The organism is uncultured Desulfovibrio sp., from assembly GCF_944324505.1.
Classification (GTDB): Bacteria; Desulfobacterota; Desulfovibrionia; order Desulfovibrionales; family Desulfovibrionaceae; genus Desulfovibrio.
Genome location: NZ_CALUWO010000001.1, coordinates 523,483 through 541,481 on the forward strand (window position 1 = coordinate 523,483; position 17,999 = coordinate 541,481).

Annotated in this window: 17 protein-coding genes; all 17 read left to right on the forward strand. The window is 64.9% G+C overall.

Features of this window, described 5'->3' with window-relative positions:
* Positions 1–107: 107 nt before the first annotated feature.
* The 17 genes from Q0J57_RS02485 to lepA all read left to right on the forward strand — a co-directional run bounded on the left by Q0J57_RS02485 (position 108) and on the right by lepA (position 17,871).
* Positions 108–917, forward strand: coding sequence for a dihydroorotate dehydrogenase electron transfer subunit (locus Q0J57_RS02485; RefSeq protein ID WP_297216684.1), 810 nt, complete (start codon positions 108–110; stop codon positions 915–917).
* Between the two features lie 44 nt (positions 918–961).
* Positions 962–1,888: a dihydroorotate dehydrogenase gene (locus tag Q0J57_RS02490; protein ID WP_297216686.1), complete on the forward strand. Its 927-nt coding sequence runs from the start codon at positions 962–964 to the stop codon at positions 1,886–1,888.
* 12 nt (positions 1,889–1,900) lie between these two features.
* Positions 1,901–3,034 (forward strand): GNAT family N-acetyltransferase, encoded by a 1,134-nt coding sequence (locus tag Q0J57_RS02495; protein ID WP_297216688.1) that lies wholly within the window; start codon positions 1,901–1,903, stop codon positions 3,032–3,034.
* Entirely contained in the window at positions 3,031–4,083 is a 1,053-nt protein-coding gene (locus tag Q0J57_RS02500; RefSeq protein WP_297216691.1) for an NAD(P)-dependent oxidoreductase, read from the forward strand. The genes Q0J57_RS02495 and Q0J57_RS02500 overlap by 4 nt, the downstream gene beginning before the upstream one ends.
* Positions 4,080–6,074: an ABC-F family ATP-binding cassette domain-containing protein gene (locus Q0J57_RS02505; RefSeq protein WP_297216693.1), complete on the forward strand. Its 1,995-nt coding sequence runs from the start codon at positions 4,080–4,082 to the stop codon at positions 6,072–6,074. Before Q0J57_RS02500 ends, Q0J57_RS02505 begins: the two co-directional genes overlap by 4 nt.
* The gene (locus tag Q0J57_RS02510; protein ID WP_297216696.1) at positions 6,071–6,520 is read left to right on the forward strand and encodes a (deoxy)nucleoside triphosphate pyrophosphohydrolase; all 450 of its coding nucleotides are present in this window, start codon (positions 6,071–6,073) and stop codon (positions 6,518–6,520) included. Before Q0J57_RS02505 ends, Q0J57_RS02510 begins: the two co-directional genes overlap by 4 nt.
* A 448-nt stretch (positions 6,521–6,968) precedes the next feature.
* On the forward strand, positions 6,969–8,048 hold the full coding sequence (locus Q0J57_RS02515; RefSeq protein WP_297216699.1) for an aminopeptidase P family protein: 1,080 nt from the start codon (positions 6,969–6,971) through the stop codon (positions 8,046–8,048).
* Between the two features lie 176 nt (positions 8,049–8,224).
* Positions 8,225–8,788: a shikimate kinase AroL gene (aroL, locus tag Q0J57_RS02520; protein ID WP_297216701.1), complete on the forward strand. Its 564-nt coding sequence runs from the start codon at positions 8,225–8,227 to the stop codon at positions 8,786–8,788.
* Positions 8,778–9,845, forward strand: coding sequence for a glycosyltransferase (locus Q0J57_RS02525; protein ID WP_297216704.1), 1,068 nt, complete (start codon positions 8,778–8,780; stop codon positions 9,843–9,845). The genes aroL and Q0J57_RS02525 overlap by 11 nt, the downstream gene beginning before the upstream one ends.
* A gap of 126 nt (positions 9,846–9,971) precedes the next feature.
* Positions 9,972–10,391, forward strand: a complete 420-nt coding sequence (locus Q0J57_RS02530; protein ID WP_297216707.1) for an ATP synthase F0 subunit B — start codon at positions 9,972–9,974, stop codon at positions 10,389–10,391.
* Between the two features lie 29 nt (positions 10,392–10,420).
* Complete coding sequence (locus Q0J57_RS02535; RefSeq protein ID WP_297216710.1) at positions 10,421–10,990, forward strand: ATP synthase F0 subunit B; 570 nt, start codon at positions 10,421–10,423, stop codon at positions 10,988–10,990.
* On the forward strand, positions 10,990–11,541 hold the full coding sequence (gene atpH / locus Q0J57_RS02540) for an ATP synthase F1 subunit delta (RefSeq protein WP_297216713.1): 552 nt from the start codon (positions 10,990–10,992) through the stop codon (positions 11,539–11,541). The genes Q0J57_RS02535 and atpH overlap by 1 nt, the downstream gene beginning before the upstream one ends.
* Before the next feature lie 3 nt (positions 11,542–11,544).
* Entirely contained in the window at positions 11,545–13,053 is a 1,509-nt protein-coding gene (gene atpA / locus Q0J57_RS02545; protein ID WP_297216716.1) for a F0F1 ATP synthase subunit alpha, read from the forward strand.
* Positions 13,054–13,069: 16 nt separating this feature from the next.
* Positions 13,070–13,957 carry a F0F1 ATP synthase subunit gamma gene (locus Q0J57_RS02550; protein ID WP_297216721.1) on the forward strand — a complete coding sequence of 296 codons (888 nt, stop codon included), beginning with the start codon at positions 13,070–13,072 and terminating at the stop codon, positions 13,955–13,957.
* A gap of 15 nt (positions 13,958–13,972) precedes the next feature.
* Positions 13,973–15,394, forward strand: coding sequence for a F0F1 ATP synthase subunit beta (atpD, locus tag Q0J57_RS02555; protein WP_297216724.1), 1,422 nt, complete (start codon positions 13,973–13,975; stop codon positions 15,392–15,394).
* 26 nt (positions 15,395–15,420) lie between these two features.
* On the forward strand, positions 15,421–15,819 hold the full coding sequence (locus Q0J57_RS02560; protein ID WP_297216727.1) for a F0F1 ATP synthase subunit epsilon: 399 nt from the start codon (positions 15,421–15,423) through the stop codon (positions 15,817–15,819).
* 246 nt (positions 15,820–16,065) lie between these two features.
* A complete protein-coding gene (gene lepA, locus Q0J57_RS02565) occupies positions 16,066–17,871 on the forward strand; it encodes a translation elongation factor 4 (RefSeq protein ID WP_297216730.1) in 1,806 nt (601 codons plus the stop codon).
* Positions 17,872–17,999 lie beyond the last annotated feature (128 nt).

The window sequence follows — 17,999 nt, forward strand, 5'->3', positions numbered from 1 at the left end:
CGCAGAGCAAGTCCGGCGGGATGGCACTGCCGAAGGGGCGCGGCCTTTCTGCATTATCTTCCTTCCTGCTGTTGACCCGCTGCGCACATCTTTTTATAATCATGGGCATGACACAACAAAGTTCCTGTCTTTTGACAGTGCTTGACCTCGTCCCCTTCGGGCAGACGGGGCAGGAGCACCGTTTCTTTGCCCTGAGCCTGACCCGCCCCGACTGGGACACCTGGCGCCCAGGGCAGTTCGTCATGGTCCGGCCCGTTTCCTTTGGTCTGGAAATGCCGTGGGCACGCCCCTTCGGCATCTGCCACATGACCACACGGCACCTCATCTGCTTCTTCCAGGTACAGGGGCGGGGCACGCAGCGCATGGCCTCCCTGCGGGAAGGCGATGTGGTGCGCGTCTGGGGACCGCTGGGCAACGGCTTTGTCATGGAGCCGGAAACCCCCACCCTGCTGCTGGCGGGCGGCATGGGCATTGCCCCCTTTGTGGGCTATGTGGCCATGCATCCCAGGCCGTGGAACCTCAGCATGATCTTCGGGCACCGCGAACCCCTGAGCTGCTACCCCGTGGACAGCATCAGCGAGCATGTGCCGCTGGACTGCGTGCTGGAAAGCCAGCCCGAAGACCTGGAAAACTTCATCTTCACGCTCCAGGAACGCATCGGGGAAATGGCGGATCACAAGGGCCTGGTGCAGGCCTGCGGCCCGCTGCCCTTCCTGAAGACGGTGCGCCGCCTTGCCCTGGAATCGGGCGTGCGCTGCCAGCTTTCCCTGGAAAACCGCATGGCCTGCGGCGTGGGGGCCTGTCTTGGCTGCGTGACCCGCACCACCGAGGCCTGGCCCGTGGCCGCCCGGCGCGGCGGCTATGTGCAGACCTGCAATCACGGCCCCGTCTTCTGGGCTGACCAGATCGAACTGTAATCCCGGCGGGCTGCCTGCGGCGGCCCCCTTCCGCAAGGTGCAGCATGGACCTTTCCGTTACCCTTCACGGTCCGCGGCATGAGCTGCGGCTGAAAAATCCTGTCCTCACCGCCTCCGGAACCTTCGGCTGCGGCGTGGAATTCACCCCCTATGGCGATCTGCGCCAGCTGGGCGGCATGGTGGTCAAGGGCCTGTCCCTGGCCCCGCGCGACGGCAACCCCTGCCCCCGCGTGGTGGAAACCACCGCCGGCATGCTCAATGCCGTGGGCCTGCAAAACGACGGTGTGGAATCCTTTGTGCGGGAAAAGCTCCCCCTCCTGCCCTGGCAGGAAACGCCGGTCATTGCCAATCTCTATGCCACCTCGCCCGCCGAATTCGGTGAACTGGCCGCCCGCCTTGACGAGGTGGAAGGCGTGGCCGCGCTGGAAGTCAATGTCTCGTGCCCCAATGTGAAGGAAGGCGGCATTCTCTTCGGGCAGGACCCTGCCCTGGCCGCCGCCGTCACCCGTGCCGTGGTCGACGCGGCCGCCCACAAGCCCGTCATCGTCAAGCTGTCGCCCAATGTGACGGACATTGCCCTCATGGCCAGGGCCGTGGCCGATGCCGGGGCGGACATGATTTCCTGCATCAATACCCTGTCCGGCATGTCCGTGGATGTGGCCAGCCGCAGACCCCGCCTGGCCAATGTCATCGGCGGCCTGTCCGGCCCGGCCATCAAGCCCGTGGCGCTGCGCTGCGTGTGGCAGGTCTGCCGCGCCGTGGATATTCCGGTTATCGGCATCGGCGGCATTTCCTCGGCCGAGGATGTGCTGGAATTCATCCTGGCGGGCGCCCATGCCGTGCAGATCGGCACGGCCAACTTCATGCGCCCCGACGCCTCCTTTGCCATTGTGGAGGAACTGCCGGAAACCTGCCAGCGCCTGGGCGTTTCCAGCCTTGACGATCTGCGCGGCGCGCTGATCCTTTCCTAGCAGGCAACGGGTATGGCCGATCCTGTCATCACCCGCGTGGACAGTGACGCAGCGCTGACCACCTTTGTGGAGCTGCCCCTGTCGCTCTATCCCCCGGACTCGCTCTGGTCGCCCGGCCTGTTCCGCGACGACAGAAAGCTGCTGACCCCCGGCAGGCATCCCTTCTGGGACACTGCCCGGCGCGAACTCTTTCTTGCCTGGCGCGACGGCGTCTGCGTGGGGCGCATTGCCGCCATCGTGGACGAAAAATACAATGCCTATGCCCGCACGCGCTGCGGCGCCTTCGGCTTCTTTGAATGCCGTCAGGACCGCGAGGCTGCCCATGCCCTGCTGAACGCCGCGCGGCAGTGGCTGGCGGAACAGGGCATGGCCTATATGCGCGGCCCGCTCAATCCCTCCACCAACTATACCTGCGGCCTGCTGGTGGACGGCTTTGACCAGGCCCCTGCCATCATGATGCCCTGGAACCCTCCCTACTATGCGGAACTGCTGGAAAGCTGGCATCTGCGCAAGGAGCAGGACCTTTTTGCCTACGGCATCCGGCGCGATCAGCTGGAGCTGGCCCCCTGGCTGCTGGAGGAAATCGGGCGCCTCAAGGCCGAAGGGCGCTTCAGCTGGCGCACGGCCCGGCGCGCCACCCTTGCACAGGACATCCGCGCCATGCTGGACATCTACCGCGAGTCCTGGGCCGAAAACTTTGCCTTTGTTCCGCTGTCGGCCGGAGAGGCCGACGAGCTGGTCAACGAATTGAAAACCATACTCAACCGGGAATTCTTCGTCCTCTTCTTTCATGACGGGCAGCCCGTTGCCGGCATGGTGGCCCTGCCCGATCTCGGCCCCCTGCTGCGCCGCCTGCGCGGCCGCCTGGGCCTGTCCGTGCTCTGGCACTGGTGGCAGGCACGCGCCGAAATGCGCGGCCGCTACCGGCTCATGCTGTTCGGCATCCGGCCGCAGTTCCGGCTCATGGGCCTGCCCCTGCTGCTGCTGGACTGCCTGCTGACCCAGGCGCAGCAGCATCCTGACTTCCAGCAGCTGGAAGGATCGTGGGTTCTGGAGGACAATACCGCCATCGACGACCTCATCGAAGACTTCTCCGGTCGCATCACCAAACGCTATCGCCTTTACCGACGGGAGATCACTGCATGAACGCCCCCCACCCTTCCCACGCCCCCTTTGCCCATCTGGCGGGCAAGCGCGTGCTTGTTACCGGCGCCACCGGCTTTCTTGGCCGGCACCTGCTGCCGCAGCTGGTGGCCGCCGGCGCGGACGTCACCTGCCTGACCCGCGCCTCATCGCGCACGGATCACCTGCCCCAGGGGGTTACCGTGGCCCGGGCCGATCTTGCCACCGGTGACGGCGTGGCCCAGGCCCTCGGCGGGCAGGACATCCTCATCCACATGGCGGCCCTGCTCTTCGGCCTGAACTGGCAGGACTACCTGCGCGCCAATACCGTCGCCGCCCAGCATCTGGCCGCGGCCATCATGAGCATTCGTGCCCGGCGCCGCGCCCTGCCGCGCGTGGTGCTGGTTTCCAGTCTGGCGGCCAGCGGTCCGGCCGACGGCATGCCCGGCCGCAATGACGAGGCTATCGGTGCGCCCGTTTCCGCCTATGGCTGGTCCAAGTATCTGGTGGAACAGATTCTGGGGCGCGCCGCCGGCGACAAGCTGGTGGTGCTGCGCCCGCCCATCATCTACGGTTCTGGAGACAAAGGTCTTTTGCCCGTGTTTCGCGGCATCCAGAAGGGCGTGGCCGCCCTGCCCGGCTGGAAGCGGCCCTTCCCTGTCTCCGTGGTGCATGCCCGTGACGCCGCACAGGCCATTCTGCTGCTCTGCCGCAAGGATGCCCATGGTGTCTACCATGTCAACGACGGGGCGCAGCACACCATGCGCGCCTTTTACGAGGCCGCGGCCCAGGCCCTGGATGCCCGCCCCCTCTTCATTCCGGTTCCGGTGCCCGTGCTGGGCATGACGGCCCTGGCCGCCACCCTCTGGACCAGGCTGCTGCGGCGTCTGCGCCGCGCTTCCGGCGACCGCGCCCCCAACTGGAATCTGGATAAGTACCGCGAAGCCCGTCACGCCGGCTGGCTGTGCGATGCCTCCCGCCTGTGCCAGGAGCTGGGCTATGCGCCCACCATGTCGCTGGCCGCGGGCATGACCGAGGCCGTCAACGGATACCGCGCCGAGGGTCTTCTGTGAAAATCACCATTCAGGACCTGTCCAAGTCCTTTGGCGGGCGCGATATCTTCACCAATTTCTCGCTGGAAGTGGACTCCGGCGTGCGGCTGTGCGTCTGCGGTCCCAACGGCACGGGCAAATCCACCCTGCTCAAGATGCTGGCCGGCGTGGAGCCGCCCGACGGCGGGCGCGTCATCCTGCCCAGGGGCTGCCGCCTGGGCTATGTGGAGCAGGAGCTTTCCGAGGAAGCCCTGGACACGCCCCTGCTGACCTATGTGCTGGACGTGCTGCATGACTGGACCGACTTCTGGGGCCAGTGGGAGGATGCCGCCACGGCCGGCGACGAGGCCCGCCTGGCCGAACTCATGCAGCGTCAGGCGGAGCTGGAAGCCATCCACGGCTACAATCCCGAACAGCGCGCCAAGACCGTGCTTTCCGGTCTGGGCTTTGCCGAAAACAAATGGCACCGCACCCTGCGCGAACTGTCCGGCGGCTGGCGCGAACGGGCCAAGCTGGCCCGCGTGCTCACTGCCGGGGCCGACGTGCTGCTGCTGGACGAACCCACCAACCACCTGGACGTGGAAGCCGTGGAATGGCTGGAAGACTTCCTGCTCTCCTTTCAGGGCGCGCTGGTCTTTGTGGCGCATGACCGCGTTTTCATGGACCGCGTGGGTACCCACGTGCTCTATCTTGGCCTGTCCCGCCCCGTCTTTCGCAAGGCCACCTATTCGCAGTTCCTTTCCCTGCAGGAAGAATACAATGCCCAGCGCCAGCGCGAGGCCAAGGCCCTGCAGGACGAGCTGAACCGCAAGATGGCCTTTGTGGAGCGCTTCCGCGCCAAGGCCACCAAGGCCCGTCAGGCCGGGTCCCGCCAGAAGATGGCCAAAAAGCTGGAAAAGGAGCTGGAAGACTACCGCCCGGAACCCAAACGCCGGGAACTGCATTTCAGCTGGCCGGAGGCTCCGCATTCCGAAAAAGTGGTCATTGCCACCGCGGACCTGGCCTTCCATTTCAGCGACGGCAAACAGATGTGGCCGCCGCTCACCTTCACGCTCTACCGCGGACAGCGCGTGGCCCTGGTGGGGCACAACGGCTGCGGCAAATCCACCCTGCTCAAGCTGCTGGCCGGCACCCTGGAGCGCTGCGGCGGCAATATCGTCACCGGCGCTCAGGTGCGCATGGGCTACTATACCCAGCACCAGATGGACACCCTGCGCCCGGACACCACGGTGCTGGGCGAAATCCGGCGCCTGTCCGATCCGCATACCACGGAAGAGGAACTCATGAGCGTGCTGGGCCTCTTCCTGCTGGGGCAGGAGTATTTCGACCGGCAGGTCAGTTCCCTTTCCGGCGGCGAAAAAAGCCGTCTGGTGCTGGCCAGTCTCTTTCTCCGGCGCTGCAACTTCCTGCTGCTGGACGAACCCACCAACCACCTGGACCTGGAAAGCCGCGAAGCCCTGGCCGATGCCCTGCAACGCTTTGACGGCACCCTGCTCATGGTGGCTCACGACCGCTGGCTGCTGGCCGAAGTGGGGGCCGAGGCCTGGGCGCTGGACCAGTCGGGCCTGCATGTCTATCCCGACTTTGCCACCTACGATGCCGCCCGCCGCGCAGCCCTGGAAGCCGCCACCGAAAACCGTGGCAGCCGTTCTGCCGCGCCGGCGGCGCAGGCCACTGCCGATGCGGACCGCGGCAACCTCTCCCGCGAGGAACAGAAAAAGCGCAAACGCGAGGAAGCCGAACGCCGCAATGCCCTGCATAAGAAGCTCAAGCCCCTGCAACAGCGCTACGGCGCCATGGAAGAGCAGCTTTCCGCCCTCATGGACGAACAGACCCAGGTGGAACAGCAGCTGGCGGATCCCGGCGTCTATGCCGATGCCGCCCGCTCCACCGAGCTGCTGCGGCGCTTCAACGAACTGAAGGACAGCGTGGAACGCCTCATGGACGACATGGCCCTGCTGGAAGCGCAAATCGCGGAAATCGAGGCCGAGCACATGGGCGACAAGGCATGACGGCCCCCCTGCGTTCGCTGGACGTGGCTGCCGGCATCATCTGGCGGCAGGGCTGCTTTCTGGCGGCCTGCCGTCCCCAGGGCAAGCCGCACGCCGGCTTCTGGGAGTTTCCCGGCGGCAAGCTGGAACAGAACGAGCGCCCCCTGGACGCCCTGTGCCGCGAACTGCGGGAAGAACTGACCATTCATGTGCAGCGGGCCGCCTTCTGGCGCCTTGCGGAACACGACTACCCGGAACGGGGCATCCACGTGCGCCTGCACTTCTTTCACGTCACGGCCTTCCTGGGCACGCCCTGCCGGGCCGAGGGCCAGACCCTGCGCTGGGTCCATGCCAGCGAAGCCCTGACGCTGCCCTTTCTGCCTGCCGACAGGGCCATCGTGGCCGCCCTGGCGGACGAAAAATCAACATTCCTGCCCGGTCCGGCAGCGGAAGCCGCTGCGTCATAACGCGCCACCGCGACAAGGAAAAAACGCCCCGCAGCGCCCCGGCAGCCAGCCGGGCCTGCCCGCCTCACGGGGCACCTGCGCTGCTGCCAGGCTGACCGCATCCGCCCTGTGCTGTCCAGACCGCGACAAGACAAGCGGGGTGGCACGAGCACGCCTCACTACTTCCCCCAGGCATGCAGATGGTCTTCCAGAGCCTTTCATAACCGCCGCGGCGGCATGCCGCTGTATTCTCCTGTTCTGACCAGGCCGATGCCGGCATTTTCCCCCGCCTGTCTTGCCCGTGTCCTGCCTTGCCTTTTCTGCCGGGACGCAGGATAACAGGAAAGCGCCGGACGGACAGAACGGGCCGTCAGGCCCGCCTCTCCGGCAGAGCATCACGCCGCAGAAAGCCACGGCCGGCCCGGTGCGCGGTCGTTTTTTCTTCTCCGGCAAAGACCAAGGACATGGCATGAACGAGCAAACCTTTGCACAGCGGCGGCAGCGCCTCCGGGAAGCGCTGCGGGAACAGGGCCTGGATGCCCTGCTCATCAGCCGCGCCCCCAATCGCTACTATCTTTCGGGTTTTGAACTGCACGATCCCCAGTGCAATGAAAGCGCAGGACGCCTCGTCATCACGGCAGACGGACAGGACTGGCTGGCCACGGACGCCCGCTACCGCGATGCGGCGGCGCGCCTCTGGGACAGGGAACGCATCTGCATCTACGGGCAGGACACGCCCCGCCAGCTGGCGGATCTGCTGGCCCGCTGCGGCAGCCGCATCGGCATGGAGGCACGGGCCGTGAGCCTGGAAGAGGCCCGGGCGCTGCAACGGCACAGCCGGGGCAGATTCGCCCTGCAGGGGGCTGACGGTCTGGTGGAGCGGCTGCGCTGCATCAAGGACGCGCAGGAAATTGCCGCGCTGGAACGCTCCTTTGCGCTCAATCATGCCATGCTGCGCTGGCTGGAAGGGGAGCTGCGCCCGGGCCGCAGCGAACAGGAACTGGCCTGGGCCGTGGAAAAATACTTTCGCGAGCACGGCGCCAGCGAACTGGCCTTTGCCAGCATTGTGGCCACAGGCCCCAATGCCGCCCTGCCGCATGCCATCCCCGGCGATACATGCCTTACGGAAAACTGTCCGGTGCTGGTGGATGTGGGCTGCCGTGTGGACGGCTACTGCTCGGATCAGACGCGCACCTTCTGGGTGGGCGCAGACGTTCCGACTCAGTTTTCCCGCACCCTGCATCTGGTGCAGGAGGCCCAGCGGGCCGCCCTGGACATGATGCGCCCGGGCGTGCGCATGTGCGATGTCCATGCGGCGGCGCGCGCCGTCTTTGAAAAGGCCGGCGAGGCAGAGCACTTCACCCACGGCCTGGGGCATGGCGTGGGTCTGGAAACCCACGAAGCTCCCTCCCTGTCACCCGCGCGGAAAGACGTGCTGGAGCCGGGCATGGTGGTCACCGTGGAGCCGGGCCTCTATTATCCCGAATGGGGCGGCGTGCGCTGGGAACACACGGTGCTGGTGGAAGAAAACGGCGTGCGCATTCTGTAGCGCCGCAGACCGCCGCGCGGGCCGGACATGCCCGGCCTGACGGCCCATGCGTGCAGGCAGCTTTGCCGCCGGCCGAACGGTCCTGCCTGTGCGCGCCAACCGTACACAGACGGCACGCAGACGGGGCACGCCATCAGCGGCACACAAAACGCACGACGCAAGCAAAGGATACAAGCATGCTCATCTATCTTGTGGGACCACGGGCCTGCGGCAAGACTACCCTGGGGCGCCGGCTGGCCCGGCAGCGGCAGATTCCCTTTGCGGATACGGACCACTGGCTCACGGAACAGGCCGGTGAGGACGTGGCCGCCATTGTGGCCCGCGAAGGCTGGGAGGGATTCCGCCGGCGCGAGTCCGCCACCCTGCGGGAGGTGGCGCGCCAGCTGGGCGGAGAGGCCCCGTCGGCCACGCCGCACTGCACGGCTGTGGTGGCCACGGGAGGCGGCATGGTCCTGTCGGCGGACAACCGCCGCTTCATGCGCGAAAGCGGGCAGGTTTTCTTTCTGGCCGCGCCGGTGGATGTGTTGGTGCAGCGCCTGCTGCACAATCCCCTGGAAGGGCAGCGCCCGTCCCTGACGGGCAAGTCGCTTGCGGACGAAGTGGCCGAGGTGCTGGAACAGCGGCTTCCCCTGTACCGGCAGTGCGCGCATCACGAGCTGGACGCCGCCCTGCCCCTGCCACAGCTTTGCGATGCCGTGGACCACATCCTCCGCCGCACGGACGGCTCTGGTGCCTGCTGACGTTCTTGTTTCCGTGCTGCTGCCGGTGTGGAATGCCGCCCCGGACAGCGGCCGCGGGGCCGAGGGTCTGCGACAAACCCTGCGCAGCCTGTTCCGGCAGCAGGCCGGCCCGGAGGCGCCCCTGCCCCCCTTTGAAATCGTGGCCGTGGACGACGGCTCCACGGATGCCACGGGAACGGTCCTGGAAGCGCTGGCCCGCGAGGATGCCCGCCTGCGGGTGCAGCATTGCCCGCACCGGGGCATTGTGCCCAGCCTGCACACGGCCATCCACCTGGCCAGGGGCCGGCTGCTGGCCCGCATGGACGGGGACGATACGGCCCTGCCCCAGCGCCTGGCCCGGCAGGCAGCACATCTGCTCGCCGCCGGGGGACCGGACCTTTCCGCCTCGCTGGTACGCTTTGGCGGGGATGCGCTGCGTGCCCACGGCTTTGCCCATTATGTGGACTGGATCAACGGCCTGTGCCGCCACGAGGACATTGCCCGCAACCGTTTCCGCGATTCTCCCCTCTGTCATCCGTCCGTCATGTTCCGCCGCGAGGCCCTGCGGCGTTTCGGCACCTATGCCGACGGAGACTTTGCCGAGGACTGGGAACTGTGGCTGCGCTGGCTGGATGGCGGCGCGCGTATGGAAAAGCTGCCGCAGACCCTGCTGGTCTGGAATGATCCCCCCGGTCGCCTGACCCGCACCGACGGGCGCTATGCCCATGCGGCCAATAACCGGCTGCGCGCCCGCTGGCTGGCCCGACACCTGCTGCGGCAGGGCGTGACGCGCGTCTGGGTGCTGGGCGCCGGGCGGGTGGCCCGGCAGCGGCTGGCCCCGCTGTGGGCATGCGGCGTGGAGCCGGCAGGCTTCATTGACGTGGATCCCCGCAAGATCGGCCAGCGCCTGGCCGTGCAGGTGGGCGGCAGCCTGCGCCGCATTCCGGTATGCGCGCGGCAGGACCTGCCCGCAGATACCTTTGTGCTCAATGCCCTGACGGCCCATGGCGCCCCCGAGGAGGCCGCCCGCTGGCTGGCCGCAGCCGGTGTGGAAAGCGAGCGCTGGCTGCTGGCCTGAGCCGGACGTAACGGCAAAAATGGCGGCTTACTACCGTGCCATAACCGTAAATGCTTTGACATACGGGCCATGGTTCCGTACATTGAATGCGCCGATTATCACTACTACCCGTGAGGAGAAGGCGGCATGCTTGATCTCAATATCACTCTGCTTTTCCAGCTGGCAAACTTTCTCATTGCCATTTTCGTCCTCAATATTCTGCTGATCCGGCCCATTCGCGACATCATTCGCAAGCGCCGTGCCGTCATGGACGACCTGCGCGGCGAGGCCGCCAGCTTTGAGGAGGATGCCACGCAGCGCATGGCCGATTACGAGGCCGCCCTCACGCAGGCCCGCCGCGATGCCAGCGCCACCTGCGAACAGGGACGCGCGGCCGGCACGGAAGAGCAGCAGCAGCTTCTGGGAGTCGCCCAGAAGAAAGCCCAGGACATTCTGGCCCAGACCCGCCGGGAACTGGAAGCCGAAGCGCAGGAAACCCTGACGGCCCTGCGCGGTCAGGTACCCGCCCTTTCTGCCGAAGTGGCGGAAAAGGTTCTTCGCGGCTAGGCCGGCAAGACGAAACGGGGGGAAATACCTTGAGCAAATGGATGCACGCAGGACGCAGCCTCGCGCTCTGCTCGGCCATGGTGCTGGTCGCCGCCACCTGCTGGGCGGCAGACGGGCACGAAGCGCCGCGCTGGGGCGATTTTGGCTGGCGTGTGCTCAATTTTGTCCTGTTCTTCGGTATCCTCTGGTACTTTACGGGTAAGCTCATCCGCAAGTACTTCAAGGGGCGCCGTCAGCAGATCAAGGACGGACTGGACAATCTTGAGCAGCGCCGCGCCGAGGCCAAGGTCAAACTGGCCGACGTGGAAAAGCGCATCGCCAATCTCGAGGCGGAGCGCAAGGCCATTCTCGATGAAAGCATGGCCCAGGCCGAACGCCTGAAGCAGCAGATCATCGCCGAGGCGCAGCGCCAGGCCGACCAGATTGTGGAACAGGCCCGCCTCACCGCCCGGAATGAAGGGCGCGCCATACTCAACGACGTGCGCGCCACCATCGCCGATGAAATCGTGGATGCCGCCCGCAAGGCCCTTGTGGAAAAACTGGACGCCAAGGGCCATGATGCCCTTATCGCCAAGGCCCTCAACAAGGTGGTGCTCTAGTGACCAATTCCATGATTGCACGCCGCTATGCGGGCGCCCTGTTTGCGCTGGGGCGCGAAGACGGCGACGACGCCATCGGCCGCTATGGTGCGGACCTCGTTGCCATCGGCAACGAGATTGCCGCCGTCCCGGCGCTGGATACCGTGCTGAAAAGCCCGATCATCTCGCCCGCGGAAAAGAAGGCCGTGCTTGATGCCGTTCTCCAGAAAATGAACGTCAACCGGACGGTCCGCAACTTCTGCCTGTTGCTGGCCGACAAGGAACGACTGGCCTTCCTGGGCGATATTGTACGCTGCTACAGCACGCTGCTGGACGAGGCCAGGGGAATCATCCGCGGCAGGCTCACCACCGCCGTGGAGCTTACCGAAGACAAGCAGGCCGCCATCAGGGCCACGCTGGAACAGAAGGCCGGAACCGGCATCGAGCTGGGATTCGATGTGGACCCCGACATTCTGGGCGGAGTGGTCCTGAAGGTGGGAGACAAGGTGCTGGACGCCAGTCTGCGCGCTCAACTGGCTATCCTTCGGGAGACATTCAAGAGGGGTGAATAGCAGATGCAGATCAAAGCCGAAGAAATCAGCAAGATCATCGAATCACAAATCAAGAACTACGAGCAGCGCGTAGAAATGAGCGAGACCGGCACCGTGCTCTATGTCGGTGACGGCATCGCCCGCGTCTATGGCGTACAGAACGCCATGTCCATGGAACTGCTGGAATTCCCCGGCGGCGTCATGGGGATGGTGCTCAACCTGGAAGAAGACAACGTGGGTGTGGCCCTGCTCGGCTCCGACGTGGGCATCAAGGAAGGCGACCCGGTGAAGCGCACGGGCAAGATCTTCTCCGTGCCCGTGGGCGACAAGGTCATGGGCCGCGTGCTGGACCCCCTGGGCCAGCCGCTGGACGGCCTTGGCCCGGTGGAAGCCGAGGAAGTGCGGCCCGTGGAAATCAAGGCCCCCGGCATCATCGCCCGCAAGAGCGTGCATGAACCCATGCCCACCGGCCTCAAGGCCATCGACGCCATGACGCCCATCGGCCGCGGCCAGCGCGAACTCATCATCGGCGACCGCCAGACCGGCAAGACCGCCGTGTGCATCGATGCCATCCTTGCCCAGAAGGATACGGACATCCACTGCTTCTACGTGGCCATCGGGCAGAAAAAGTCGTCCGTGGCCCTGGTGGCCGACACCCTGCGCCGCTACGGCGCCATGGAGTACACCACCATCATTTCGGCCACGGCCGCCGATCCGGCGCCCCTGCAGTACATTGCCGCCTACACCGGCTGCACCATGGCCGAATACTACCGCGACAGCGGCCGGCACGCCCTCATCATTTACGATGACCTGTCCAAGCAGGCCGTGGCCTACCGCCAGATGTCGCTGCTGCTCCGTCGTCCTCCGGGACGTGAAGCCTTCCCCGGCGACGTCTTCTACCTGCACTCGCGCCTGCTGGAACGCGCGGCCAAGGTCAATGACGAGCTGGGCGCAGGATCGCTCACGGCCCTGCCCATCATTGAAACGCAGGCCGGTGACGTGTCGGCCTATATCCCGACCAACGTCATCTCCATTACCGATGGTCAGGTCTATCTGGAACCCAACCTGTTCAACGCCGGCGTGCGCCCGGCCATCAACGTGGGTCTTTCCGTGTCCCGCGTGGGTGGTGCCGCGCAGATCAAGGCCATGAAACAGGTGGCCGGCACCATGCGCCTGGACCTCGCCCAGTATCGCGAACTGGCGGCCTTTGCCCAGTTCGGCTCCGATCTGGACAAGGCCACGCAGGCCAAGCTGGACCGCGGCGCCCGCCTGGTGGAACTGCTCAAGCAGCCCCAGTACCAGCCCATGCCCGCTCACGAACAGGTGGCCTCCATCTATGCCGCCACCCGCGGCTATATGGACGATGTGCCCGTGGACAGAATCCGCGAGTTTGAAAGCAAGATGCTGGCCTTCCTGCGCGACAGCAAGCCCGCCGCCCTGGAAGCCATCAAGGAAAAGAAGGTCATTGACGAAGCCGTGGAAAAGGGCCTGACCGAAGCCATCGCCGCGTTCAAGCAGACGTGGCAGGCCTAGTGCCGGGAGGATAGCCATGCCTTCACTCAAAGACGTCAAAATGAAGATCGTGGGGGTCGGCAAGACCAAGCAGATCACCAAGGCCATGAACATGGTGGCCTCGGCCAAGCTGCGTGGTGCGCAGGCCCGCATCGAGCGCTTTCGCCCCTATGCCGGCAAGTACCGCCAGGTTCTGGCGGACCTGGCCGGCAAGGCCGAAGGCAGCGCCCACCCGCTGCTGGACGAACACCAGGACAAGAAGCAGTGCGCCATTGTGCTGGTAACGTCTGACCGCGGCCTGTGCGGCGGCTTCAACGCCAACATCATCAATGCCGGCCTGAAGCTGGCTGCCCAGAAAAAGGCCGAGGGCATGACCGTGCGCTTTGCCTGCGTGGGCCGCAAGGGCCGTGACGCCCTGCGCAAGTCGGAATACGAGCTGATGCTTGCCTATGCCGACCGCATGGGGCACGTGGACTTTCCCCTCGCCAACAGTGTGGCGCAGGAAATGATCCACGGCTATGAAACGCTGGCACTGGACGAGGTATGGATGGTCTACGGGGAATTCGTTTCCATGGCGCATCAGCCGCCGCGCACGCTGCGCCTGCTGCCCATGAGCGCCCCCGAAGCGGAAACCGGCGACGAGGCGGCTCCCGCTGCTGCTCAGTGCGAGTACCTCTATGAACCGCAGGAAGATCAGCTGCTGGCGGAGCTGCTGCCCCGCTACGTCAAGGTGCAGGTCTACCGCGGCATGCTTGACACGGCCGCCAGCGAGCACGCTGCCCGCATGGCTGCCATGGACAATGCCACGCGCAACTGCAACGAGATGATCGATACGCTGACCCTGCTGTACAACAAGACGCGGCAGGCCTCCATCACCAGCGAACTCATTGATATCGTGGGCGGCGCCGAAGCGCTCAACGGGTAACAGGAGCAAGCACTCATGAAGAAAAACATCGGGAAAATTGTCCAGGTCATTGGCGCCGTCGTGGACGTGGAGTTCAGCGACGGGCACCTGCCGGACATTCTCACCGCGCTGGAAATCAAAAACCCCAACAACAGCGACGCCCCTGACCTGATCTGCGAAGTGGCCCAGCACCTTGGGGACGGCGTGGTGCGCACCATCGCCATGGACGCCACCGAAGGTCTGGTGCGCGGCATGGAAGCGGTGGATACCGGAAAGCCCATCATGGTTCCCGTGGGCAAGGCTTCCGTGGGCCGTATTCTCAACGTCATCGGACGTCCCGTGGACAATATGGGGCCGGTGAATGCCGAGAAATACTATCCCATTCACCGCCCGGCCCCCAGCTTCACCGAACAGAACACCAAGGTGGAACTGCTGGAAACGGGCATCAAGGTCGTGGACCTGCTTGTCCCCTTCCCCAAGGGCGGCAAGATGGGTCTGTTCGGCGGCGCCGGCGTGGGCAAAACGGTCATTCTCATGGAAATGATCAACAACATTGCCAAACAGCACGGCGGTTCGTCGGTCTTTGCCGGTGTGGGGGAACGCACCCGTGAAGGCAACGACCTGTATAACGAACTCAAGGAAGCCGGCGTGCTGGAACGCGCCACGCTTGTCTACGGGCAGATGAACGAACCTCCGGGAGCGCGTGCCCGCGTGGCCCTGACGGCTCTGGCCTGCGCCGAATACTTCCGTGACGAAGAAAATCAGGACGTGTTGCTCTTCATCGACAACATCTTCCGCTTCACGCAGGCCGGTTCCGAAGTGTCCGCCCTGCTGGGCCGCATGCCCTCCGCCGTGGGCTATCAGCCCACCCTGGGGACGGACCTGGGCGCCCTGCAGGAACGCATCACCTCCACCAACAAGGGGTCCATCACCTCGGTGCAGGCCGTGTACGTTCCCGCTGACGACCTTACCGACCCGGCGCCGGCCACCACCTTCTCGCACCTGGACGGCACGCTGGTGCTGTCGCGCCAGATTGCGGAACTGGGCATCTACCCGGCCGTGGACCCGCTGGACTCCACCTCCCGCATTCTTGCCCCCGACGTGGTGGGCGAAGAACACTACCAGGTGGCCCGTCAGGTGCAGATGGTCCTTCAGAAGTACAAGGAACTGCAGGACATCATCGCCATTCTCGGCATGGACGAACTGTCGGATGACGACAAGCTCACCGTGGCCCGTGCGCGCCGTATCCAGCGTTTCCTGTCCCAGCCCTTCCACGTGGCCGAAACCTTCACCGGCACGCCCGGCCAGTATGTGAAACTTGAAGATACCATCAAGGGCTTCAAGGGCATTCTGGAAGGCAAGTACGACCACCTCGCCGAAAGCGACTTCTACATGCTCGGCAGCATTGACCAGGCCGTGGCCAAGTATGAAGCCCGCTCCAAGCAGGAAGGCAAGTAAGGCACACCGAACAACGAGGACAACGCATGAGCACGCTGCAACTGGAAATCGTCACCCCGGACAAGACCGTGGTCAGCGCCGAAACGGACATGGTCGTCTGCCCCGGCGTCATGGGTGAATTCGGCGTGCTGCCGCATCACGTCTCGCTGCTTTCGGCCCTGAAGATCGGCCATCTGCGCTACAGCAGCAACGGCAAGGACAAGTTTGTCTTCATTTCCGGCGGATTCGCCGATGTGAACAACAATGTTCTGACCGTGCTGGCCGAATCGGCGGAATGTGCCGAAGACATCGACGTGGCGCGCGCCGAAGCCGCCAAGAAACGCGCCGAGGAACGCCTGGCCAAGCCTTCTCCCGATCTGGATGTGGAGCGGGCGCAGGCCGCCCTGCGCCGTGCCATCACCCGTCTGGAGCTGGCCCGGCACTAACCCCGACGCCACAGGCAAGACAAAAAGGCCGGAAGTCCGCTTCCGGCCTTTTTTGCTGCCGCTGTTCCCGCCTGCCGGCCTGCCGGTGTGCGGCCGGTCCCGCTGCCCGTCCTCCTGGCGGCAGCTGCCGCGCCGCACGGGGCGCGCCGGCTGGCTGCCTGACAAATGGACTTTCCGGCAAAATTTGAGTATACAGACACGTTTTCCACAACAGTCTCTTTCCGGACAAAACCCCACGAGCCAATCATGCCCAAGCAGGACCATATCCGCAATTTCTGCATCATTGCCCATATCGACCATGGCAAGTCCACCCTTGCCGACCGCATTCTTGAGCTGACCCGGGTGGTCAGCCAGCGCGAGGCCCGGCAGCAGTATCTGGACAAGATGGACCTGGAACGCGAGCGGGGCATCACCATCAAGGCCCAGACCGTGCGGATCCCCTATGTGGCCGCTGACGGGCAAGAATACGAGCTGAACCTCATCGACACCCCCGGGCACGTTGACTTCAATTACGAGGTCTCGCGCTCGCTGGCGGCCTGCGAAGGTGCACTGCTGGTGGTGGATGCCACCCAGGGGGTGGAGGCCCAGACACTGGCCAATGTGTACCTGGCCCTGGACCATGATCATGAAATCGTGCCCGTGCTCAACAAGATTGACCTGCCCAGCGCTGATGTGGAACGCGTCAAGGCGGAAATCGAGGAAGCCATCGGCCTGGACTGCTCCGATGCCCTGGCGGTTTCCGCCAAGACCGGCGAAGGGGTGCCGGCGGTGCTGGAAGCCATTGTCCACCGCCTGCCCGCGCCGCAGGGCCGGGAGGATGGCCCCCTCAAGGCCCTGATCTTTGACTCGTGGTACGACAGCTACCAGGGCGTGGTGGTGCTCTTCCGCGTCATGGACGGGGCGGTCCGCCTGGGCAACCGTATCCGCCTCATGAGCACGGGCAAGGAGTACGAAGTACTGCGCCTGGGGGTCTTTCAGCCCGAAGCCACGGATGTGCGGGAACTGCACGCCGGCGAGGTGGGCTTTCTCTGCGGGTCCATCAAGGAGCTGGGCGATGCCCGCGTGGGCGACACCATCACCCTGGCCGACAATCCCGCCGACGCGCCGGTGCCCGGCTTCAAGGAAGTGAAGCCCATGGTCTTCTGCGGCCTCTATCCCTCGGAGTCGGACGATTACGAAAATCTCAAGGCGGCACTGGAAAAGCTGCAACTCAACGACGCCGCCTTCAGCTTTGAGCCGGAAACCTCCCAGGCCCTGGGCTTCGGCTTCCGCTGCGGCTTCCTGGGCCTGCTGCACATGGAAATCATCCAGGAACGTCTGGAACGCGAATTCGAGGTGGACCTCATTGCCACCGCGCCTTCCGTCATCTACCGGGTGGAAACCCATGACGGCAAAACCCTGGAAATCGACAACCCCAGCCATCTGCCCGATCCCACCAAGATTCGCGCCCTCTACGAACCGTATGTGCGCATGGACATCCACGTGCCCAATGAATACGTGGGCAATGTCATGAAGCTCTGCGAAGAAAAGCGCGGCACCCAGAAAGACCTGCACTATCTGGCCACCAACCGGGTGGTGGTCACCTACGAGCTGCCCTTTGCCGAAATCGTCTATGATTTCTTTGACCGGCTCAAGTCTGCCACGCGCGGCTATGCCAGTATGGATTACCAGCCCATCGACTACCGCGCCTCGGACCTGGTGAAGCTGGACATCATGCTCAATGGCGAACCGGTGGACGCGCTGGCCGTCATCGTGCACCGCGACCGGGCCTATCCCTACGGTCGAGCACTGGCCCTCAAACTCAAGCGCACCATTCCTCGCCAGCTCTTCCAGGTGGCCATCCAGGCGGCCATCGGCCAGAAGATCATTGCCCGCGAGACCGTTTCCGCCTTCCGCAAGGACGTGACGGCCAAATGCTACGGCGGCGACATTACCCGCAAGCGCAAGCTGCTGGAAAAGCAGAAGGAGGGCAAGAAGCGCATGAAACGCATGGGCAATGTGGAACTGCCGCAGGAAGCCTTCCTTGCCGCGCTCAAGGTGGGGGACGAATAGCCCCGCGGCCGTCCCCGGCGCACGGCGCCACCTTGTCAGGTGCTCTGCGGGGATTTTCTTTTTCCGGTGATTGGGATAACGTGTCTTTGTTCTGTGTCTGCACTGCGCGCCGCCACGGGCGGTAACAT

What these genes read in the sequence shown, in the direction of transcription:
- Q0J57_RS02510 (WP_297216696.1), top strand. Translation starts at nt 6,071, where the DNA reads ATGACGGCCCCCCTGCGTTCGCTGGACGTGGCTGCCGGCATCATCTGG.
- atpD (WP_297216724.1), top strand. Translation starts at nt 13,973, where the DNA reads ATGAAGAAAAACATCGGGAAAATTGTCCAGGTCATTGGCGCCGTCGTG.
- aroL (WP_297216701.1), top strand. Translation starts at nt 8,225, where the DNA reads ATGCTCATCTATCTTGTGGGACCACGGGCCTGCGGCAAGACTACCCTG.
- Q0J57_RS02495 (WP_297216688.1), top strand. Translation starts at nt 1,901, where the DNA reads ATGGCCGATCCTGTCATCACCCGCGTGGACAGTGACGCAGCGCTGACC.
- Q0J57_RS02550 (WP_297216721.1), top strand. Translation starts at nt 13,070, where the DNA reads ATGCCTTCACTCAAAGACGTCAAAATGAAGATCGTGGGGGTCGGCAAG.
- Q0J57_RS02490 (WP_297216686.1), top strand. Translation starts at nt 962, where the DNA reads ATGGACCTTTCCGTTACCCTTCACGGTCCGCGGCATGAGCTGCGGCTG.
- Q0J57_RS02500 (WP_297216691.1), top strand. Translation starts at nt 3,031, where the DNA reads ATGAACGCCCCCCACCCTTCCCACGCCCCCTTTGCCCATCTGGCGGGC.
- atpA (WP_297216716.1), top strand. Translation starts at nt 11,545, where the DNA reads ATGCAGATCAAAGCCGAAGAAATCAGCAAGATCATCGAATCACAAATC.
- lepA (WP_297216730.1), top strand. Translation starts at nt 16,066, where the DNA reads ATGCCCAAGCAGGACCATATCCGCAATTTCTGCATCATTGCCCATATC.
- Q0J57_RS02485 (WP_297216684.1), top strand. Translation starts at nt 108, where the DNA reads ATGACACAACAAAGTTCCTGTCTTTTGACAGTGCTTGACCTCGTCCCC.
- Q0J57_RS02530 (WP_297216707.1), top strand. Translation starts at nt 9,972, where the DNA reads ATGCTTGATCTCAATATCACTCTGCTTTTCCAGCTGGCAAACTTTCTC.
- Q0J57_RS02515 (WP_297216699.1), top strand. Translation starts at nt 6,969, where the DNA reads ATGAACGAGCAAACCTTTGCACAGCGGCGGCAGCGCCTCCGGGAAGCG.
- Q0J57_RS02560 (WP_297216727.1), top strand. Translation starts at nt 15,421, where the DNA reads ATGAGCACGCTGCAACTGGAAATCGTCACCCCGGACAAGACCGTGGTC.